Genomic DNA, 18,465 nt, shown 5'->3' with positions numbered 1-18,465 from the left:
TACTTTAGAGGAAAGAGGTAGAAATATGATTACTGTTATTGGCAGTTTAAATATGGATTTAGCTGTGCAGATGGGTGTTCTTCCTAAGCAAGGAGAAACAATATTCGGGGAACAATTTCAAACAATCCCAGGCGGAAAGGGGGCAAATCAGGCAGTTGCAGCGGCGCGCTTAGGCAGTCAAGTAAATATGATTGGATGTGTGGGGACAGATAGCTTTGGTGAAACTTTATGTACCGTTTTACAACAGGAGCATATTCATACAGAAAATATAGCAACAGCTTCAGTACCCACTGGTATTGCAAATATTCTATTATACAACAACGATAATCGTATTATTGTTGTACCAGGTGCTAATTATGAATTGAAACCAGCTCACTTAGAAGCTGCAAAAGAGCTTATCCAACAAAGTCAAATGGTAATCATGCAGCTCGAAATTCCAATGGAAACGACTGATTATGCATTAAAGTTATGTAAAGAAGCGAATGTACCCGTATTATTGAATCCAGCACCAGCGGCGAATTTTGACATGCGATGGATGGAAGAAATTACGTATATTACGCCAAATGAAACAGAGTGTTCACTTTTGTTTGGCGATGACTTTGATGAGGTGCTGAAAAGATATCCGAATAAGATGATCATAACACTTGGTAGTGATGGTGCACGTTATTTTGATGGTGAGTATCCGATTCATATACCAGGATTTATGACAAAGGTCGTGGATACTACAGGTGCTGGCGATACGTTTAACGGTGCATTAGCTCATGCATTCGTAGAGGGTCAAACGTTGGAGGAGGCAGTGTATTTTGCCAATATAGCCGCGTCTTTATCTATTGGAAAATTTGGTGCTCAAAGTGGCATGCCAACTCTTGAAACCGTATACGCACGTATGGCTGGCTTAGAAGAGTAAATACAAAAGTCCCTATGTGAGTTTTGGGTGTAGGTCTTTATATAGTTGTTGTATATTTAGCTAGGTTCGAGAGATATTGCTCAACATTATTTAATAAAAAATATCATTTCTTTATGTCTGGTTAACGCATAAATATTGACGAAGATGGTTATTTATCATAAGAAATAACTACTATTTGTGACAGTTGGACATAAGTATATTGTCCTTTTTGTTTATTCTCCTTAGTACCATGTATAGGAAATCGATTAGTTTCATTTATAATAGAACTATAGATATATACGAAAGAGGTTTTGCGGATGACAAATAGGGACAATATTCCACTTGAATATACAGCCTCAGCGAATAATATTTTGCCACAGCTTGTAGACCGTTTGCGTCAATTGTACGGCATTATTGCACAAAATACATATGTAAAAGATACGGCTAAACATTTAAATCGAATCATCCAAGATGCTAACAATCAAACAATGATTCTGATTGTTGGGAAAGAGCGTGTCGGGAAAACAACGCTTGTAAATGGTCTTCTTGGTCGCTCTGTTTTATCTGTAAATGATAAAAACCCTACAGGTGTTAACACGTTTTTACGATACGGAGAGCATGAGGAAGTAAAGGCGTATTTCTTAGATGGTGTGGTGGCGGTATTTGATATGAGTAAATTGGAGTTACTCACAACTGGCGATACATTTGCATCACAAATTCTACGCGAACATTTAGATTATTTAGAGGTATATCTGAAGAATGATTTATTGAAATCAGTCACAATTATTGATTCTGTTTCACTAGAAGCAGGAGGTGGAGAAATGGCTTATTTCTCCGAGTCACTTATCAACCGGGTCGACGAAATATTTTGGGTATTACGTTCTGGTTCAAAGGCTATTAATGCAGAAATTTTATTAATCGAAACGTTAAAAAATAAAGGTGTTGAACCTCTTTGTGTGATTAACGGCATTGATACAAATGATGATCCAGAGGCGTTTATGAGGGCTGAAAAAGAACGCATTGGACAATTAATGAGTGATTTCGTCGCAATTTCTGCAACGAATGCCCTTGAAGCACAACAATCTGATAATGAAGAGCTTTGGCATAAGAGCCGATACGATAATCTGATTGCACAAATTCATCGTGTTGCTGCGAATAGTGATAAGAAAACGTACGCCATTTTAATTCGCTTCTTGCAATGGCTAGAGCGATTCCGCTTCGAACTGACAGTTATTCCACAACGTGATCCATTCCAATCTGCTGTTGAAAACATTGAAAAATATGCTGGCGATACACAATTTGAGTTTTCACGTTACCAACGTGATTTAGCAATTGTCCAAGAATATGAACAAGAGTATGAACTGGTTGCAAATGTATTTAAAAAAGTTCAAACGCTTTATCAACTATTGCAAACTATCTCGCAAAATGATTATTTACAAGATGAAAATGTGGATAGTTTTACCGAAAGGGCCATCAGCTATCAGCAATTATTACGTGAGTATCGAAATATGCATAGTGAATATATGCGTGAATATGAACGATTGGACGCACAACATAAAAAAATTCATGGTAAAGGGCTTATGAAAGCTATTTTTGGCCATCATACGCAAAACGAATTTTTTAAGGACCGTGTCAATAAGTTAAATGAACAGCAAGTGGTATGCATTACACAATTTAATAAGGTGCAAGAAGCGGAAGCATCAATGCTTCAGGCGGTCTATTCGGTACAGAACTATTTGATGGATTTAACTAAAAAACGTTTGGGACGTATAGAGCAAAAAGTACAAGAGCTTAATCAGCAACGTGCTAAAGAAAAGCGCCAGTTAAAATTATATGCTGAAAAATTAAATGAATTTTCTTGTTTAATTGAAGCACAGGGTTATATAAAAGAGGTAATACAGCCATTTTTGATGGACGATAAACTGCCACTACGAGCTAAGGATCAAGAAATGCTGAAAGAAACAATCAACAACATCATGACCATTGATTTATCGAGAAATGGCTTACTTGCTCGTAGCCAAATGAATAATAAAATGGAAAACAAAGCCATACCTTTTGAGATGAAAGAAAAATATCTTTTACATACTTTAGCCTTAACGGAAACAGATGTAATATCAAACGATATCCCAGAAATACCTCGAAAATTGAATATACAATACAATAATGAATAATTATTCATGTAAAGAAGATGTCCTAAAAGTATGATTTTCCTTTTAGGGCATTTTTTTGTTTTAATAAGCTGTTCTTCTTCGCTTATGGTGAAAAATTTACGTTGTAGGTATGTCACCGTCAGTAGTATTTATCCAATTTCTTCGTTTCCCCAATTTCTAAAAACCCATTTTTTTTTATAGCTAGTTCCTCTTCAGATTGTTACCTCATTTTTTAAGACGTGCTTTATCTTTGCTTTGGAATGTAAGGATCACTACAACAATACAAGAAGGATGATTCTCATTCCGATTTAGTAACATAAATCTTTTTCCTTCCGTTGGTTCAATGGAGAAAAGAATTCACGAAAACATACTCAGAAAATGAAATGGGTATGTTTTTTGTCTGTGAACACGTCTTTTTTTGAGCCTGCTTTTGAAAATACTACTGCCATACAGCTAAGTAAGAGATTCTAAAAGACCACTGAGGATAATAAGAATGATTAAAAAATCATTACTAAAAGCCACAAAATGGTAGGGTTGCAGGTTATGCTTGAATGGAGTAATTGATACAGTGCGATTAACATTTGAGAAAAAGGTTACTTGCACTGGTATTTATGAGTACCAGTTTTGTAGGCATTTCGAAAGGAAAAGTGATAGAGATTAGTAGGGAATAAGTATATAATAATGTATATTAATTTTATTATTGGAAGGAAGTTCTATAGGTGATGAAAAGAGTTTTGCAATTTACTAGTGTATTTTTAATTGTAGTTAGTATTTTATTTGGTTTAACACAAATTTCAAGCTTAAATGAAGAACGTGAGGATATGAAGTATTGGAAAGAAGCAGCAAATGAAAATTATGGTAATGATCTTATCGAAGAAAAGTATATTTTACTTAAAGACATCTATGTATCTCATTTAACTATAACGTTAGCTTCGATTATATCTGTTATTCTATCCGGAATATTCTTTCTAGCCTTAGCTTCAATAATTACTTTACTTCAAGAAATAAATTCGAAAGTTAGGAAAATACCAGGAGATGACGATTTGGAATTGTTAAATTAATTGGTTGGAGGAGTAATATGCTAGTAAATCTAGATTGTCCCGTTGAATTGCTTGACTATCAACTGTATCAGAGTAAAAGCACAGGTAAGGTTTATTGTTCACTAAAATTTAACAACATATCTGAAAAGAGGATTAAAGGGATTAAAGCTAGTATATATTGCTTTGATCAATTTGGTGATCCGGTTGATTCGCAATTAAATAGCTATGAATATAAACTTCAATTAAAAGAATCAGTTCATAGTATGCGATTTTTTAGTACAACAGAAAAAATATTATTAGATAAATTTCCTAATACAAGGCAGATAGATATAGTTATTAATAAAGTTTTATTTGATGATCAAACGATGTGGACGAAGAATGAAACAGAACTGGAAAATATAGAGCTTGAGGAAATAAAAAACCCGAAGCAATTATCTTTTGTTAAAGCAGAAGCTGGAAATGATGCTAAGTATTTTTCACAAAAAATAGCGGATAAATGGATATGTGTTTGTGGGCGTCTTAATCTTGATACTATGGCAGCATGTAAACGGTGTAAAAAAGAAAGAGAAGAAGTGCTTGCGAAGTATAGTGATGAAGAGACCGTTAATCAAAATATCAAACTATTTGAAAAAGAAAAAGAAACGCTTAGAAAAAAAGGTTTAGCTGAACAGGAGCGTCTACAAGAATTATTTAAACAAAAAGTAAAAAAAATTTCTAAATACACCTTTATGCTTGGCACATTATTGTTATTTATCGGTTTTATTGTGTATGGTTTTATGACAAAGTTTACGTTTTCATGGGAAAACTATTTGTTGCTAAAAGATAAGGATAACGCCTTAATCGAGGCAGTGAAAGTTGAGGATTTAAAGAGGATAGAATTGCTACTTGATAGTGGGGCAAGCGTTAATTTTGTAAATGGTAAAGGTGAAAACTCAATAAGTGAAGCTATAAAATTACCGAATCAAACACTTGCAGTTTCTTTAATGAATAAAAATATGAGTAAGATTCGAATTGGTGAATCGAAAGATACGCTTGCACATATAGCAGTAAAAAATCAACAATTTGATATTTTAAAGGAACTCCATAAATTAGGATTTGATATGGGATTAGAAAATGAAAAGGGTGAAACTGTTCTTTACTCTGCAATTGAGAAGGGAAATAAAGATTTAGTTAATTATCTTATCGAAGATGTTAAAGTAAGTATTCTAGAACTTGATAGTGAGGGTAATAATATAATTCAAGTTGCTTTATTACATCAATTGAAAAATACAGAATTAATGAAGGATCTTTTGGGATTAGATATTGATTTTAAAAAAGAAAACACAGTAGAACAAAATACATATGAATCTGCTATTTTGACTCAAAATGTAGATATAGTTCGAGCATTTATGGATAAAGGGTTAGACTTAAATAATGTTGATAACGATGTAAATAATGCATTGCATATTTATATGTATACTGAAAAAGAGAATAGCTCATTTTTAACAGAGTTAATAAAAAAAGGTACGGATATCAATGGACTTAATAAACAGGGGCATACACCATTATATATTGCGATTCAAAATGGGGATAGAAATACCATTGAAGAATTATTGAAAAACAAAGTTGATGTTAATAATGTAACTAGTGATGGAGAAACAGCCATAGAGATAGCTGAAAAGTATGATAAATCATTAGTAGAATTATTTGAAAGAGGTAAACTAGTTGTAAAAATAGATGAAAAAAAGAATTTGTTCATGCTAAACGGTATCTCACTAGATTCTTCTAGACAAGATGTTATTCATCTGCTGGGTAACCCGAAAAGAAAAGAAAATGTTGACTCTATGTTTGGTCCTTTAGAATGTTATAAATATAATTTGAAAGGCGAAAGTGATAAAGAAGATTTAGAAACTGAAGTGTGTTTCACTAATGATAGAATTCAAATTATTAATTTTGAGTTAAGTAATAATCTGTTGAATGAAAAATGGTATAACGATTTGGGGGAACCATTTTCAGAGTCAGATGATTCCACTAATTTTTATCTTGAAGGTACTGAGCAATTATTATTATTTAAACATGCTGAAAATGTGGCATTTCTAAATTTTGCTGATTTTAATTTTTACTATTACTCTGGAATGGAAGATAAAATATCTTAGCTGTTATCTTGAATCTCTTATTAGATTCATATGAAAGGATGTGTCGTGTTATCACTACAATCGGGAATTTTTATGGCATTGGAAAGCGAGAATGCTCCTGTTTCTGAATGTGGGTGCGTTTTTGGTGTGAATAGTTAAAGGAGGCAATAAAAAACTCATCCACAAAATGGTGTGGATGAGTTTTCGCTTTACGCGTTGTTGTCAGGTGTAAAAGTGCGTGTTGCTAGTTCTCCATCGAGCATAAAGATCGCATTTGAATCATTTTCGATGCGTTCGATTTTATGAATTAATGTATCGAATGTAGATTCTTCTTCTACTTGTTCGTCAATAAACCATTTTAAAAATGCCATTGTTGCATGTTCGCGCTCATCTAATGCAATATCAGATAGGTTGTAAATGCGACGAGTGACCTCTTTTTCATGATTCAGCGCAGATTTAAAGGTATTTAAAATTGAATCAAAATTATTTTCTGGACTTTCAAAACCATAGATTGTTGCACGGTAGCCCATATCACTTAAAAAATTATAAAATTTCATGGCATGGAAGCGTTCTTCTTCAGCCTGTACTAAAAAGAAATTGGCAAAACCGTCATAGGCCTCATCTGTACAGTACGCTGCCATCGCCATATAGGCATGTGCAGAGTAAAATTCAAAGTTCATTTGATCATTCAGTGCTTTGTGTAGTTTTTCAGATAACATAAAAGTTTTCCTCCCTTTGCAGTAAATACCTTTTTACTTACTCCTTTAGTATATAGTGTATTAAGGCTGCCGTACAAAAAAATATGTTTTTCATTGTAATATTTGCAAAAAACAATTGATATTGGTTCTCAATTAGAATATTTAGTCAAACTCTTTTTTAAATCGCCATATAATCTCTAAAAGATTGGTAAATAAATTTGAATAACATCATAGTATGTATACGAATGAAGGTCATAAAAGATTCTTAAAGTCCGTATTGAGATTCGTCTGTCAATGCTTAATGATAAAAAAATTCGCCCAGACATGGTGTCAAGGCGAATTTTTTAAGTACAATTATGCATGTTTCTTTTGGTTTTTCACACCTACTAAGTAGCCACCTAATGCAATACCAACTAGTACAACCCAGAAAGTGACCTTCCAAACCGTTGAGTGAGGAAATTCGTGTGGAATCACACCTAGTTTTTCATGTGCTAATGTCAGAACAGCAAGCTTCACACCAACCCAGCCAACGATTAGAAAGGCCGCTGTTTCCAGTGAAGGGAATTTATCAAGAACACGAACGAACCAACGTGCAGCAAATCGCATCATAATAACCCCGATAATGCCACCTAAGAACATGACACCGAATTGTCCTGCGTTAATGCCACCAATATCAAAGTCACCTAAGTGTGGTAGTGTTACAGCAATTGCAACTGCTGCTAGAATGGAATCGACAGCAAAGGCGATATCGGCAAGTTCGACTTTTACAACAGTCATCCAGAAACCAGATTGTTTTTTCGACTCCTTAATTTCTTCGGAATCCTGAGAGGCTTTGCGCGAATCATAAATGTGCTTTATCGACATGAATAATAGGTAAGCGGCTCCGATTGCTTGAATTTGCCAATAGTTAACAAGTACTGTGATTAGGAATAATGCAGCAAATCGGAAAATAAATGCTCCAACTAAACCATATAATAATGCCTTTTGTTGTTGGACTTTTGGTAAATGCTTCACCATGACAGCCATTACGACTGCATTATCTGCGGCTAATAAGCCCTCAAGAACGATTAATACGACAAGTACCCATGCGTATTCTAATAATATTGCTTCCAAATTTGTTTCCTCCTTTATAATTGGAAAAGAATAGAATGTATTGCTTTTTACCAATTTTAAATTTTTTAGGCAAAAGAAAAAGACCCATGCCTAAAAAATAGGCAAAGGTCTTGCTAAGCAATTATCTGGCGTTTTTCCAGATAATTATTTTGTACCTGTTACTCTTTTGGTACAGAAACCATCTAGTAGATGGTTTTGCTATCACACCCGATGGCAATTGCCATGTAATGACGAAATGTGAAACCAGATGTATCGCTCACATCTGCTAGCTACTCCCCTTTGACAAAATTGTCAAAAGCTATTCAGTTCTTCTTACATAGGATTATATCATGAGTGTGATGAAAAGCAAAAGGAAATATAGCAATAAATTGAAAATTATTTTTCCGAACAGTTCTAACAAATGGTACTATTAAATGATACGTGAAAATTTATTAACAACTTAGAGGGGAGTCCTATATGTATAAAAAATTTTTCTCATATTACAAACCACATAAACGATTATTTGTCATCGACTTTTCGAGTGCAATCATTGTGGCAATGTTAGAACTTGCCTTTCCTTTAGCTGTGCAGTGGTTTATTGATGGGCTACTGCCAACAGGGGATTGGGACACGATTGTCAAAGTCAGTGTATTGTTATTACTCGTTTATGTACTTAGCACAGCATTAAACTTTATCGTTAACTATCTTGGGCATAAATTAGGTATTAATATTGAAACGGACATGCGCCAAGAGTTGTTCAACCATGTGCAGCGTCAATCATTTCGATTCTTTGATAATACGAAAACGGGTCATATTATGAGTCGTATTACAAATGATTTATTTGATATCGGCGAGTTTGCTCACCATGGACCGGAGGATTTATTCATTGCAGTCATGACGTTTGTTGGTGCTTTCGCTATAATGTTCAATGTTAATCCGACACTTGCTCTGATTGCAGCCATTATGGTGCCGTTTTTAACGTGGCTTGTCACTTTCAGTAATGTGAGAATGAACAAAGCGTGGAAAACGATGTACGGTAAGATCGCTGATGTCAATGGACGTGTGGAAGATAGTGTGTCTGGTGCACGCGTTGTGAAGTCATTTACAAATGAAGCTTTTGAAATGGAACGCTTTAAAGAACAAAATGGCCTTTTCCGCTCCGCAAAACTATACGCTTATAAAATAATGTCAGGTACACACTCAAGTATTTATATGATGACACGTTTATTAACTTTGGTCGTACTTGTTGTCGGTGCTTGGTTAAGCTTTAATGGAAAATTATCTTATGGAGAACTTGTAAGCTTCGTATTGTATACGAATGTTCTCATCAAACCAATTGACAAAATTAGTGCCTTACTAGAACTTTATCCGAAAGGTATGGCTGGTTTTAAACGTTTCCGTGAGCTTGTGGAGCAGGAGCCTGAAGTACAGGATAAAGAGGGAGCGAAGGAAGTCACACATTTATGTGGAGATATAGCGTTTAAAGATGTTCATTTTAATTACGACACGGCTAAAACTGTTTTAAATGATATTTCGTTTGACATACGTGCTGGACAAACGATTGCTTTTGTTGGTCCATCTGGAGCTGGGAAAACGACTATTTGTTCGCTTATTCCGAGATTTTATGATGTCAGCAGTGGTGCAATTACAATTGATGGTTTGGATGTGCGAAATATGACACAGGCCTCACTACGTGCACAAATTGGCATCGTGCAGCAGGACGTTTTTTTATTTACAGGTACCATTCGTGAAAACATTGCCTACGGTCGATTAGATGCAAGTGAGGAAGATATTCAAGAAGCTGCCAGAAAAGCGCATTTAGAGGCGTTTATCGCGGAGCTTCCAGATGGCTATGATACACAAATCGGGGAGCGTGGTTTAAAATTATCAGGCGGTCAGAAACAACGCCTAGCAATAGCTCGTATGTTTTTGAAAAATCCACCAATATTAATTTTAGATGAAGCAACTTCAGCGTTGGATACTGAAACGGAAATGATTATTCAGCAGTCATTAACAGAGCTTGCAGAAAATCGGACGACGCTTGTCATTGCTCATCGCCTTGCTACAATTCGTAATGCAGACCGCGTTCTTGTTGTTACCCCGAATGGAATTGAAGAGGATGGTACTTATGATGAACTTGTTGCTCAAAATGGCATTTTTGCCAAGCTTCATCATATACAGTTCCGAAAAGGGCAAGGAGAACAAACGATGCAGGAATTTGTTGACATTACGTAATAACTCCTAGGTATAGCACTAAAAAAGTTTCAGATTAATGAAGAAATAGTGTTTGCGACACTCCGCTGAAAACAAGACAAAAAAGAATCCTGAAGATTATGCAAGGGGAGGCTCTTTAACAGTCGGCGGAGTGTGATTTACTTTTTCAGGTAATAACAACCATTCAAAGACCAAGGGGCTTTATAATGCGCCCTTGTTTCTTTTTTTTGCAGCTACTCATTTATCGTTTCACCAAATGTCTTTCGTCCAGGATTGACTTTATTTACATGGACATCAATCTTACTAATCGAATCAGATGTTAATTTTATTTTGCCATCTTTTTGTAATTTTTTCCATAACTTAACGTCTGTACGATAAAGCACTTCTGAGAGGCGGTAAATGTCAATATCCTTTTTCAATGCCTCTTCATAGGTAGTTTTTATTTCTTTTTTGACTACTTGTATTGTTTTTTTTCTGATTTGATCTGCTGTAAGTTTACCTTTAAAGCCATTCACGGTTACATCATAGTGTAATTCTATCTCAAATGTCACCTGATTGTTTTTAATAATAGGATGAATATCCACACCTATTTTTTTCAATGTTGTTGTTAAATAATCGCGCTCTTCACCATCCAATTTAAAGGTTAATTCACCTCTTTTTGTCTCATTATTCATCCATTGCATACCTCTTACAGCCTCATCCTTGATAAAGCCTTTAAAACCATCTTTTGAAAGAATCCCTATACCTGTTAACGCAGTTTCCTCAGACGATTGATTCGTTGTCTCCCAATTTTTGTTAATAGTCACTAATGGAAGACTAACCTCATGACTCGGTTCATTTAAGCCAATAATTAACTTTCGTAAATTAATCGGTTCAACTAAAGACTCTTGTGTATGTGTATTGAGTGGATTACTCAGTTTCGATGCAGTCAGAGATTTATTTATGATAGGTGTTATTAAAAGGATTTCTTCAATGGGATCCTGTGTGCAGTATGCCCAAATTTGATATCTTGTTTCCCGATGTCGTAAAAAACTATCAATAATTGGTATAGCATGCTCACTTTTCATCGCTTCCTCAGATAAAATGAAATAGGTCATATGCCCCCAAAATACTTTTTGGTCGATGGAGCGATATAATTTAAAAAAAGCTTCCTCCATCGTTTTACCCTTTGCACGTCCAATTTCAGCCTGTGTTGCTTGTGGATTCGGATTCGGTCGCTCAGATTTTGCTACAGTTGAAAAATCAATAATTTGCATAAATATTTCATATTCATCATCCTTGAAATCTATACCGACTCCATGAATATAGAACATTTTTTGTGGCTCGGATGCATCCCAGCATCCTGAAAGTAATGTAACGACAAGAAATAAAAGGAAGATAGTCTTTTTCCTCATTTTTTTTCCTCGCTTTTAGAAGTACGAGTGTTATCTTGAGGGGCAAGTGACTTAGGGCGCTCTTCATAGCCTTTTGGTGATACGCGAAAGATGGATTTTTTGATGGTTGCCCATTCTAAATCTCCCGCAAGATTCATGTAAGGGAAACCGAATATCCTGATATTACATAGGTAGAGAAGTGTGAAATAGAGCGAAATGAAAAATCCAAATAGGCCTAAAAAGGCACTCAAAAGAATAAAGGCTACTCGTAGTATACTGATGGTGGTTACAAGTGATTGATTGACAAGCGTAAATGATGCAATAGTTGATATAGCAATAATAACAATCATTTCTGGGCTCGTAACACCTGCACGTATGGCCGCATCCCCAATTATTAACCCACCAACGACACTTATCGTGCCGCCAATAACGGAGGGGAGCCGTAAGCCTGCTTCACGAAACAGCTCAAACATCAGTAGCATAATGAGCATCTCAAGAGATGAAGGAAGTGGAAGGCCAGTTTTCGCTTGTACGATGGTTGCTAATAACTGCAATGGTAACTGATTCTGGTGATAAGTCGTTAAAGATAACCAAAAAGCAGGTAGAAGCAAGCCAATTAAAATACCAACAATCCGTAATAATCGTTCAAGTGAGCTGAAAATAACAGGATACTCATTATCTTCTGCGGACTTTAAAAGTAAAAATAAATTAACCGGTGTAATCATGGCATATGCTACACCGTCTACAAAGATTATGAATCGTCCTCTCACAAGTGCTTGAATTGCATAATCTGGCCGTCCAGTATAATCGAATTTCGGGAATAATTTTGAATTTTTATTGATCCGTTCCATCAATAAATCACCACTAAATACAATGTCTGTGTCCACTGCTGCTAATTGCTTTTTGATGCCATGTAAAATGTCCAAATCAACAATATCTTCAAAATAAAGAATGGCTACTGTTGTCTTTGAGCGTTCTCCTAAAGTCATTTTTTCGACACATAAAGAATTAGTAGGGAGCCGTTTCCGTAATAATGCGATATTGACGGAGATATCTTCAATAAAGTTGTCCCTAGGACCTTTTACAAGAACTTCCATTCTTGTCTCTTCGGGATTTCGATTGGGTTTTTTCGCGATATTACTTGCGAATAAAAGTCCCTCATCTTCAAAATAAAGCAGGAGATACCCGGTGTATACAAGTGATATGGCTTCTGCCTTATCAGTTACTGGTATTAAATTTGGTATGTGCAATTGTGTGTTTATGCCTTCTTCAATGGATTTATCTGCTAAAATATCAAAAAAATGCTGAATACGTTCAATAATGACTTCATTAAGTAATTGCTGATCAATCATCGCATTACAAGTAATGAACTGTACTTTGTGTTGGTGAAATGTATATTCTTGAAATACAATATCGGCTGATTTATGGAATAATTGTTTTAAGGTGTTTAAATCTATGGCCTTATCCACCTGGGGCATTAGGATTCACCGCTTTCCATTTCTTGTTTATCAGGTTTAACCTTTTTAGATGACTTATCTGATATGAAAGCTACAATTACTAAAAAAATTGATAATAGTAAAAAGAAAACAAAAGTAGATGTCAATATATAATTCCCTTTAACCTTTAAAAATATGTTTTCATTCAACATCATGAGCGGTAAACACAGGAAGAAGAAGGGAGGAGCAAGCATTTTCCATATGCGCTTCGGGTCTCCAGTCATATTCAACAAATCCGCTACAATATATAGAATGAAGCTAACGCGTATAAATGTGCCTGTAAGCCATTGATAAATAGAGAAAAAATCAAGATGCTCGATATAACGTCCGATTGTCACTAATCCCCATTCTTCAAAGGCCGGATATCTTTGTTTTGCAGCTTCACTTGGTCCGAATTCTGTAATGGCTCCAATCAGTGGTCCGGTTGTGAGTCCCATCAAAATAAAAAGCATGATGGAAAAATGATACCAGCGAATACGATCTTTAATTTGATGCTGTAAAAACAACAGCATTATGAGTTCAACAAATCCTGATGCGGGATAGATCAAGCCATTCACAATAGGTTTGAATCCATGCTCGAAAAATGGACGTAACAATGCATAGTCTTTTACCTGCATGTTTGTAAAAGCCACAAAAAATCCTAAGACCACTACTCCAAATAACACAAATACATTTAAAATAACAATCGTTTGTAGACTTGTGGTAACCAGTAGTATGCAGAGAATAGTATAGATAAATAACAATATAATAACTGGTGTTTGTGGTAAAAACGTGGTATTTACCCATTGCAATGTTTCAACCATCGAAAAGGCAGTCAATATTACTAAATACCCCACTAAAATATAAATGATGACCTTAGAGCCGGTTTTTCCAATTTTTTGCTCTAGCCAGTCTTTTAAAGGCTCTTGCTTGGTCTTTTTTTGAATATAAACTAATAAAAATAGCCAAAAGAATATAATGAACGCGGCCAAAATCACAGATAGCCAACCATCCCTACCTACAACATCTAACAGTGGCGGAAGAATCGTTACGTGATTTTTTAATCCAATAACTGTCATTGAAAGGAAGATAACATGTAATATACTAATTGATCCTACGTTTTTCATATGAAAACCCTCTAACATATATTGATACAGTATAGCTTTGACAAAAAATTGCAGGATTATAAGTAATGAAAAAGGCACTATCTCATGTTATTTGAGATAGTGCCTACTATTAATGTATATACTGATTGCTAACAAGTTTATCTTGCAGGACTTCTGTAGGTATTTCAAATTCTACAATGCCCATATATCCAGGTGCCACTTCATATTTATCGAAGGAAATCACGAGTTTGCCCTTATCGTTAATGTAGAATTCCTGTTGCGCTTTTATGCCTGTAAAGTCGTCCATAAGCTCTTCGTCAGCTAGGCCAGCACCTTTCACCCAATACACTTTCTCTTCATTGCTTGCACTTATTTCGGCGCGCATTTGCTCTTTGATATTTTCACTAATCACATTCATATAACTCTCATCTTTAAAGAGCATTGGTAACGTGATTAAAATTTCGTTTTGTTTATCAATCGTGTCGTAATGCATAACAGTTGAAGAAGAAGCAACTGTATTAACCGTATATCGACCAATCGATAAAATCTGATCGTTATCCGTTTTAATTTCGTAGCCGCTATCAACGCCTAAATGGCCACCTCCATTTGCCTTTAAATCCCCAACTTCTGCTATAAAATCATTATAAAGTGCGTTACCTTCTGAACGGTATTTGTCATTTAATGTATTTGCAAGATCTTTATTTTCTAAATTCTCTATGGAAGGTACTTTGATGTTGGCATCGTAGGTGTCTTCTGCTATTTCATATTCTGTCCATGTTAAAACCTTTACAACACTACCAACAACAGGTATTTCTGAAAGGCTACGTGCCATTACTGGACTGACATTTAAACTAGCTGTAAAAAGCATAACGGCAGCAGCAGATCCAAGTAACCATTGTGGTGTTCGATTCTTTTTCTTTTTTTTCCCTTGTTTTAATGCATTCTCCACGATGAAATCTAGCTCCTTTGGTATAGGTACTTCATTATAATGTTTTTCTAAGTCATTTAATTTTTTATCCATGTGATGTTTCTCCCTTCACATCTTGCAATTGTATTTTTAGTAGTTTTAGCGCTTTGTAAAGTCGCGATTTGACGGTACTTAACTTAATGTCAAGTATGTTGGCAACATCTGCAAGCTTTAAATCTTCAAAATAATGCAAGATGACAACTTCACGAAACATCTGAGGCAACTCTGCTAACGCATGCTCCAAATCAACGTTTTCGTAGACATCTTCTTGAGCGGGCGTTAAATATTGCATTGTGTCGTCATCTGTCACCTGTAAGCGTTTATGCTTGCGTAAAAAATCAATTGCTGTACGAACTACAATTTTGTAAAACCAGCTTTTCATATAATCCACATTTTCTAGTCGATCGAGAGAAAGCATAGCTTTTTGAATACTGTCCTGTACAACATCGAGGGCATCCTGTTCATTCTTTGTGTAGCTATACGCGAGCAAATAAAAACGTTCTTTTTGTTCACGAATAAACGGGACAAACACCTCTTCATGTTGAAATGTATTTTTTGTTTTCATGTCTAAAGAAGCTCCTTTATAACTTTATTCAGCTGAAGTTTCCCTTTTTTATAGGGTGTTGAAATGAACGCCGACAAGCTTATGATTCAATGGTAGTTAAAGACTACCTGAAACTAATCGTTCAATTTCATTTGTATACAACTACTAGACGTATGGAAGGGGAGAAAAAGTTGATGGAATGAAAAAAACTTACCCCACAACGAGGTAAGGTTTATCTTATTCAATTACATCAAGGTATTAAATGATGTGTCACGAAAAATAGTCATATGTATTTTTCAGTAGTAATACAATGGTTACGACGATAAAGAGCTTACGCACATAACCACTACCACGTTTAATCGCAAATTTAGAGCCTACAATCGCGCCAGCAATTTGAGCAAGCCCCATTGGTAAACCATAGGCATAATGGATCTGCCCTAGGTACATAAACATGAGAAGCGCGGCAATATTGCTACCGAAATTTAGGAATTTAGCATTGCCGGCAGATTTTAAAAAATCAAAACCGACAATTAAAAAGGCAAAAAGTAAAAATGAGCCTGTACCAGGACCTAAAAAGCCATCATAAAAGCCAATTAATGTAATGATAACGATGAATAATGCATAGCGTTTTGGTGTTAGTTTTTTATAAGTGGAAATGCCACCCCAGTCTTTTTTGAAAATCGTATAAGCGGCTACAGCTGCTAACATGACAAGCATTAATGGCTTTAAGACACTCGGGTCCATTAAATGGACAATCCATGCCCCAATCATGGAGCCGAAAAAGACAAAAGGAAACAGTTTATAAACAGATTTAATATCTAGTTTACCAGAGCGATAAAACGTAATCGTACTTGTTAGAGATCCCATCGTACCTGCTAGTTTATTTGTTGCCACAGCTGCTGAAGGTGGTAATCCGACGAACATAAGGGCTGGTAATGAAATGAGTCCACCACCACCGACAACTGAATCGATGAAAGCAGCTAAAAAGCCAAAAAGAATAAGAATTAGTAGAATATTAAAATCTAAATCAAAAGGCACGACAGTCAACTCTTTTCTATAATAATAATCTGATATTATCGGAACAAAGAGCGACTGTAAATAGCCTGAAAAATTTTACACTTTCACTTAATGGAGGATACTCCTTTTTTTACTAGTAAATAGTATGTGGCGTATTTTGACGAAATATAATAAATTCTGCAAAAAACAAAAATATTCTGTTTTAAGTAATTATTTTAATGTATTATGAAAGAAATGGTGTTTTTGCGTAAAGGGGACGTGATGACATTTGAGTTTAGGAAATCATTTTAGAGTATTTGTTTGTGTTGTGTTCATGGGGGTGCTTGTTGGCTTTGTTTATAACGCCAAGAAAGATGTTACAGATAACACGTTTATCGATGCAGTAAAGGAAGGGTACTTGGCTGATTATTCTGATGTAACAGTCCGAAATGCATTTAATTACGCGTTTAAAGAGCCTTATTGGCGTTATTACGAGACAACAACAGGTCAGCATGTTGTAGAACTATCAGGGGAAATAGCACACTTAGGAGAACAGGGCCATGCCATTTTACAGTTTGTGGTGAATGAAGAAGAAACAAGATTTACACTCTTTGCCATGAAATTTAACGAATCTGTATTAGATATGCAACAAAAATGGACATTTATAGGTGCAGTTTATGAAACATGGCAGATGAAACAACTTGCTTATCAATAGTGCCTTTTACTTTTGAAAAAGAAAATCCTATATTACAGTAGAAAGGGGAGCTACATACAGAAAGGGTGTTTTTCAATGATATTAAGTATTTTAGATCAAATTCCTGTGCCCAAAGGACATACTGCTGAGGACGCCTTTAAGCGAACAGAGCAGCTAGCGCTATTAGGTGAAGAGCTTGGCTTCCATCGTATGTGGCTGGCAGAGCATCATAATAGTGGGTCACTTGCGAGTTCGGCGCCTGAAATCACAGCTGCCTTTTTAGCGGCGAAAACAAAACGTCTGCGTATCGGTACAGGGGGCGTCATGATGATGCATTATTCGCCCTATAAGCTGGCCGAGATATTTAAAACTTTAAGTGCTCTTGCACCTAATCGTATTGACTTTGGTGTAGGTCGTGCTCCAGGTGGTGATCATCCATCCATTTATGCGCTTGCTGAAGGTCGTAGACAACGAATGACAGAGCAGTACGACAAACTCGATGTTATTTTGAAGCTCATGAACGAGCAAAAATCGGGGGAGTATGTTTATGATCAGGTCATTGCGTCACCGACAAATATTCAGTTACCCGAAGCATGGTTACTTGGCTCAAGTGGCCAAAGTGCAATGCAGGCAGGACAGCAAGGTGTTGGCTATTCATATGCACAATTTTTCACCGGTAATATGTCAAAAGATATTTTTGATACGTATAAGTCATACTTTACACCGTCTTATTATATGGAAAAGCCACAAATTATCGTCACTTATGCGACTACGGTTGCGGATACATTAGATGAAGCAGAATATTTGGCAAAGCCGATTGATATTACGCGTCTTCAGCTAATGAAGGGGCAAATTATTCAATCGATGTCACCTGAAGAGGCGAAGGATTACCCACTAACAGAGATGGACAAACTAACGATTGCGAATAATCGTAAGGCAAATCTTGTTGGCACACCGAAAGATATTGCCCAATATTTAGTAGCAGAGCAAGAACAATATGGTTTTGATGAAGTGATGCTAAACTGCAATCAATTTTCACAGGAAAGTCGTTTGAATTGCTATAAGCTACTAGCGAAGGAATTATTATAGAACATAGCTACCAGTTGCTTTAGCTTC

General features: G+C 35.6%; 15 protein-coding genes. 7 read left to right on the top strand and 8 right to left on the bottom strand.

Going from position 1 to position 18,465, the window contains the following annotated elements; all coding sequences use genetic code 11:
* The first annotated feature begins 25 nt into the window (after nt 1-25).
* From rbsK to ACQKII_RS17540, 4 genes are all read left to right on the top strand, one after another.
* Nucleotides 26-907, top strand: a complete 882-nt coding sequence (gene rbsK, locus ACQKII_RS17555; RefSeq protein ID WP_427461409.1) for a ribokinase — start codon at nt 26-28, stop codon at nt 905-907.
* Nucleotides 908-1,203: 296 nt separating this feature from the next.
* On the top strand, nt 1,204-3,057 hold the full coding sequence (locus ACQKII_RS17550; protein WP_427461407.1) for a dynamin family protein: 1,854 nt from the start codon (nt 1,204-1,206) through the stop codon (nt 3,055-3,057).
* Nucleotides 3,058-3,758: 701 nt separating this feature from the next.
* Nucleotides 3,759-4,097, top strand: coding sequence for a hypothetical protein (locus ACQKII_RS17545; protein WP_143999424.1), 339 nt, complete (start codon nt 3,759-3,761; stop codon nt 4,095-4,097).
* 17 nt (nt 4,098-4,114) lie between these two features.
* Nucleotides 4,115-6,211 (top strand): ankyrin repeat domain-containing protein, encoded by a 2,097-nt coding sequence (locus tag ACQKII_RS17540; RefSeq protein ID WP_427461405.1) that lies wholly within the window; start codon nt 4,115-4,117, stop codon nt 6,209-6,211.
* Nucleotides 6,212-6,399: 188 nt separating this feature from the next.
* Here the strand turns inward: ACQKII_RS17540 and ACQKII_RS17535 are convergent, their stop codons facing one another.
* Both ACQKII_RS17535 and ACQKII_RS17530 read right to left on the bottom strand, forming a co-directional pair.
* Nucleotides 6,400-6,909, bottom strand: a complete 510-nt coding sequence (locus ACQKII_RS17535; RefSeq protein ID WP_427461403.1) for a ferritin — start codon at nt 6,907-6,909, stop codon at nt 6,400-6,402.
* 333 nt (nt 6,910-7,242) lie between these two features.
* Nucleotides 7,243-8,001 (bottom strand): TerC family protein, encoded by a 759-nt coding sequence (locus ACQKII_RS17530; protein ID WP_427461402.1) that lies wholly within the window; start codon nt 7,999-8,001, stop codon nt 7,243-7,245.
* Between the two features lie 456 nt (nt 8,002-8,457).
* Here ACQKII_RS17530 and ACQKII_RS17525 point away from each other — a divergent pair, with 456 nt between their 5' ends.
* Entirely contained in the window at nt 8,458-10,215 is a 1,758-nt protein-coding gene (locus ACQKII_RS17525) for an ABC transporter ATP-binding protein (protein ID WP_427461400.1), read from the top strand.
* Between the two features lie 212 nt (nt 10,216-10,427).
* Here ACQKII_RS17525 and ACQKII_RS17520 read toward each other — a convergent pair whose 3' ends face one another.
* From ACQKII_RS17520 to ACQKII_RS17495, 6 genes are all read right to left on the bottom strand, one after another.
* A complete protein-coding gene (locus ACQKII_RS17520) occupies nt 10,428-11,588 on the bottom strand; it encodes a Ger(x)C family spore germination protein (protein ID WP_427461398.1) in 1,161 nt (386 codons plus the stop codon).
* Nucleotides 11,585-13,045: a spore germination protein gene (locus tag ACQKII_RS17515; RefSeq protein ID WP_427461396.1), complete on the bottom strand. Its 1,461-nt coding sequence runs from the start codon at nt 13,043-13,045 to the stop codon at nt 11,585-11,587. Before ACQKII_RS17515 ends, ACQKII_RS17520 begins: the two co-directional genes overlap by 4 nt.
* Entirely contained in the window at nt 13,045-14,169 is a 1,125-nt protein-coding gene (locus tag ACQKII_RS17510) for an endospore germination permease (protein ID WP_427461394.1), read from the bottom strand. The genes ACQKII_RS17515 and ACQKII_RS17510 overlap by 1 nt, the downstream gene beginning before the upstream one ends.
* 109 nt (nt 14,170-14,278) lie before the next feature.
* On the bottom strand, nt 14,279-15,169 hold the full coding sequence (locus ACQKII_RS17505; RefSeq protein WP_427461392.1) for a DUF3298 domain-containing protein: 891 nt from the start codon (nt 15,167-15,169) through the stop codon (nt 14,279-14,281).
* A complete protein-coding gene (locus tag ACQKII_RS17500; RefSeq protein ID WP_427461390.1) occupies nt 15,162-15,680 on the bottom strand; it encodes an RNA polymerase sigma factor in 519 nt (172 codons plus the stop codon). Before ACQKII_RS17500 ends, ACQKII_RS17505 begins: the two co-directional genes overlap by 8 nt.
* A 249-nt stretch (nt 15,681-15,929) precedes the next feature.
* Nucleotides 15,930-16,697 carry a sulfite exporter TauE/SafE family protein gene (locus ACQKII_RS17495; RefSeq protein ID WP_427461388.1) on the bottom strand — a complete coding sequence of 256 codons (768 nt, stop codon included), beginning with the start codon at nt 16,695-16,697 and terminating at the stop codon, nt 15,930-15,932.
* Nucleotides 16,698-16,944: 247 nt separating this feature from the next.
* On the opposite strand from ACQKII_RS17495, the gene ACQKII_RS17490 reads away from it, so the two are divergent.
* Both ACQKII_RS17490 and ACQKII_RS17485 read left to right on the top strand, forming a co-directional pair.
* Complete coding sequence (locus tag ACQKII_RS17490; RefSeq protein ID WP_427461386.1) at nt 16,945-17,370, top strand: hypothetical protein; 426 nt, start codon at nt 16,945-16,947, stop codon at nt 17,368-17,370.
* A 75-nt stretch (nt 17,371-17,445) separates the two neighbouring features.
* Nucleotides 17,446-18,438, top strand: a complete 993-nt coding sequence (locus tag ACQKII_RS17485; protein ID WP_427461384.1) for an LLM class flavin-dependent oxidoreductase — start codon at nt 17,446-17,448, stop codon at nt 18,436-18,438.
* The last annotated feature ends 27 nt before the right edge of the window (nt 18,439-18,465 follow it).

It is taken from the genome of Lysinibacillus sp. NPDC048646 (assembly GCF_050272295.1).
Lineage (GTDB): Bacteria > Bacillota > Bacilli > Bacillales_A > Planococcaceae > Lysinibacillus.
This window is presented reverse-complemented; position numbering and strand designations above follow the sequence as displayed.

Excerpts from the sequence above, each read along its gene's own strand:
- rbsK (WP_427461409.1), top strand. The coding sequence starts at position 26 with ATGATTACTGTTATTGGCAGTTTAAATATGGATTTAGCTGTGCAGATG.
- ACQKII_RS17550 (WP_427461407.1), top strand. The coding sequence starts at position 1,204 with ATGACAAATAGGGACAATATTCCACTTGAATATACAGCCTCAGCGAAT.
- ACQKII_RS17545 (WP_143999424.1), top strand. The coding sequence starts at position 3,759 with ATGAAAAGAGTTTTGCAATTTACTAGTGTATTTTTAATTGTAGTTAGT.
- ACQKII_RS17540 (WP_427461405.1), top strand. The coding sequence starts at position 4,115 with ATGCTAGTAAATCTAGATTGTCCCGTTGAATTGCTTGACTATCAACTG.
- ACQKII_RS17535 (WP_427461403.1), bottom strand. The coding sequence starts at position 6,909 with ATGTTATCTGAAAAACTACACAAAGCACTGAATGATCAAATGAACTTT.
- ACQKII_RS17525 (WP_427461400.1), top strand. The coding sequence starts at position 8,458 with ATGTATAAAAAATTTTTCTCATATTACAAACCACATAAACGATTATTT.
- ACQKII_RS17520 (WP_427461398.1), bottom strand. The coding sequence starts at position 11,588 with ATGAGGAAAAAGACTATCTTCCTTTTATTTCTTGTCGTTACATTACTT.
- ACQKII_RS17515 (WP_427461396.1), bottom strand. The coding sequence starts at position 13,045 with ATGCCCCAGGTGGATAAGGCCATAGATTTAAACACCTTAAAACAATTA.
- ACQKII_RS17510 (WP_427461394.1), bottom strand. The coding sequence starts at position 14,169 with ATGAAAAACGTAGGATCAATTAGTATATTACATGTTATCTTCCTTTCA.
- ACQKII_RS17505 (WP_427461392.1), bottom strand. The coding sequence starts at position 15,169 with ATGGATAAAAAATTAAATGACTTAGAAAAACATTATAATGAAGTACCT.
- ACQKII_RS17500 (WP_427461390.1), bottom strand. The coding sequence starts at position 15,680 with ATGAAAACAAAAAATACATTTCAACATGAAGAGGTGTTTGTCCCGTTT.
- ACQKII_RS17485 (WP_427461384.1), top strand. The coding sequence starts at position 17,446 with ATGATATTAAGTATTTTAGATCAAATTCCTGTGCCCAAAGGACATACT.